Source organism: Streptomyces sp. WAC 04229, from assembly GCF_003947455.1.
Taxonomy (GTDB): Bacteria; Actinomycetota; Actinomycetes; order Streptomycetales; family Streptomycetaceae; genus Streptomyces.
Window position 1 is genome coordinate 1 of the sequence record NZ_QHJH01000377.1, and the last position, 2,159, is coordinate 2,159.

Sequence of the window (2,159 nt, forward strand, 5' to 3'; positions counted from 1 at the left end):
TGTGTTTGTTTTTTTTTACAACAAAAAGCCGGACGACGTATTTTCCCCCCTGCCCGGGGCCGGGGAGGGTGTAAAAAAGACCCCCCCCCCCCCCCCCCGCGCCCCCCCCCCCCCCCCCCCCCGCGCCCCCCCCCCCCTCCCCCCGCGTCAAGGTCCCGCCACTGCTCTCCCGCTTCCTGGAGGCGTCCCCGGGCCGCTACGTCCCCATCGAGGACGTCATCGCCGCCCACCTGGAAGAGCTGTTCCCCGGCATGGAGGTCCTGGAGCACCACGCCTTCCGCCTCACCCGCAACGAGGACCTGGAGGTGGAGGAGGACGACGCGGAGAACCTCCTCCAGGCCCTCGAGAAGGAGCTGATGCGGCGCCGCTTCGGCCCGCCCGTCCGCCTGGAGGTCGAGGAGAGCGTGGACCGCGAGGTCCTGGACCTCCTCGTCCGCGAGCTGAAGATCGGCGAGGCGGAGGTCTACCCCCTCCCCGGCCCTCTCGACCTCACCGGCCTCTTCCGCATCCACAGCCTCGACCGCCCCGAGCTGAAGTACCCGAAGTTCGTCGCCGGCACCCACCGCGACCTGTCCGAGGTGGAGTCCGCCTCCGCGCCCGACATCTTCGCCGCGCTGCGCAGCAGGGACGTGCTCCTGCACCACCCGTACGACTCCTTCTCGACCTCGGTCCAGGCCTTCCTGGAGCAGGCGGCGGCCGACCCGGACGTCCTGGCGATCAAGCAGACGCTGTACCGCACCTCGGGCGACTCCCCGATAGTCGACGCGCTCATCGACGCGGCCGAGTCGGGCAAGCAGGTCCTGGTCCTGGTCGAGATCAAGGCCCGCTTCGACGAGCACGCGAACATCAAGTGGGCCCGCAAGCTGGAGGAGGCCGGCTGCCACGTGGTCTACGGCCTGGTCGGCCTGAAGACCCACTGCAAACTCTCCCTGGTGGTCCGCCAGGAGGGCGAGACCCTGCGCCGCTACAGCCACGTGGGCACCGGCAACTACCACCCGAAGACGGCCCGCCTCTACGAGGACCTCGGCCTGCTCACCGCGGACCCGCAGGTCGGCGCGGACCTCTCCGACCTGTTCAACCGCCTCTCCGGCTACTCCCGCCGCGAGACCTACCGCCGTCTCCTGGTGGCGCCCAAGTCCCTGCGCGACGGCCTGGTCTCCCGGATCCACAAGGAGATCCAGCACCACCACGCCGGCCGCCCCGCGTACATCCGCATCAAGGTCAACTCGATGGTCGACGAGGCCGTGGTCGACGCCTGCTACCGGGCGTCCCAGGCCGGCGTCCCCGTCGACGTGTGGGTGCGGGGCATCTGCGCGCTGCGCCCGGGCGTGGAGGGCCTGTCGGAGAACATCAGCGTCCGCTCGGTCCTCGGCCGCTTCCTCGAACACTCGCGGGTCTTCGCCTTCGGCAACGGCGGCGAGCCGGAGGTCTGGTTCGGCAGCGCCGACATGATGCACCGCAACCTCGACCGCCGGATCGAGGCCCTGGTCCGGGTCACCGACCCGGCCCACCGGGCGGCCCTGAACCGGCTGCTCGAGACAGGCATGTCCGACGGCACCGCCTCCTGGCACCTCGGCCCGGACGGCGAGTGGACCCGGCACGCGACCGACGCGGACGGCCAGCCCCTGCGCAACATCCAGGAGATGCTCATAGACGCCCGGAGGCGCCGGCGTGGCACAGCGACACCTTGACCCGACGGACCGGGCCCCCGCGAAAGCGACGGCGCACCCGCACCCGCACCCGGCCTCGGACACCGACGCCCTGGCGTCCTATCTGCGGGCGCAGGCCACGGAGTTCCTCCGAGCCCTGCGCCGGCACCGCGAGTCGGGCGCGGCCCCGAACGGCGCGTCACCGGCGACCAGGTCGGCGGCGCCCACCGCCCCGCCCACGACCCACGTGGACACGGCGCGCGCCCTGCGCCGAGCCGCCCGCCGCCTCAGCGGCACGCTGCACACGTTCCAGCCCCTGCTGGACGCCGACTGGGCGGAGAGCATGCGCCCCGAGCTGGCCTGGCTGTCCGGCACGCTGGCGATGGAACACGCGTACGCGTCCCGCCTGGACCGTTTGCTGCAGGCCCTGCACCGGCTCTCGGGTTCCTCACCGCTCCCGTCCCCCCGCCCGGTGAGCGGCATGACCAGGTCGACAGCGCCACCACCCAC

General features: G+C 72.0%; 1 protein-coding gene and 1 pseudogene. Both read left to right on the forward strand.

The window, feature by feature from the left end; all coding sequences use genetic code 11:
- Positions 1-143 precede the first annotated feature (143 nt).
- Positions 144-1,691: pseudogene (gene ppk1, locus DMH12_RS38290) on the forward strand (polyphosphate kinase 1); the annotation flags it as partial.
- Positions 1,672-2,159, forward strand: a 488-nt coding sequence (locus DMH12_RS38295; RefSeq protein WP_148107608.1) for a CHAD domain-containing protein, incomplete at its 3' end; no start/stop codon positions are given. The pseudogene ppk1 and the gene DMH12_RS38295, both read left to right, overlap by 20 nt.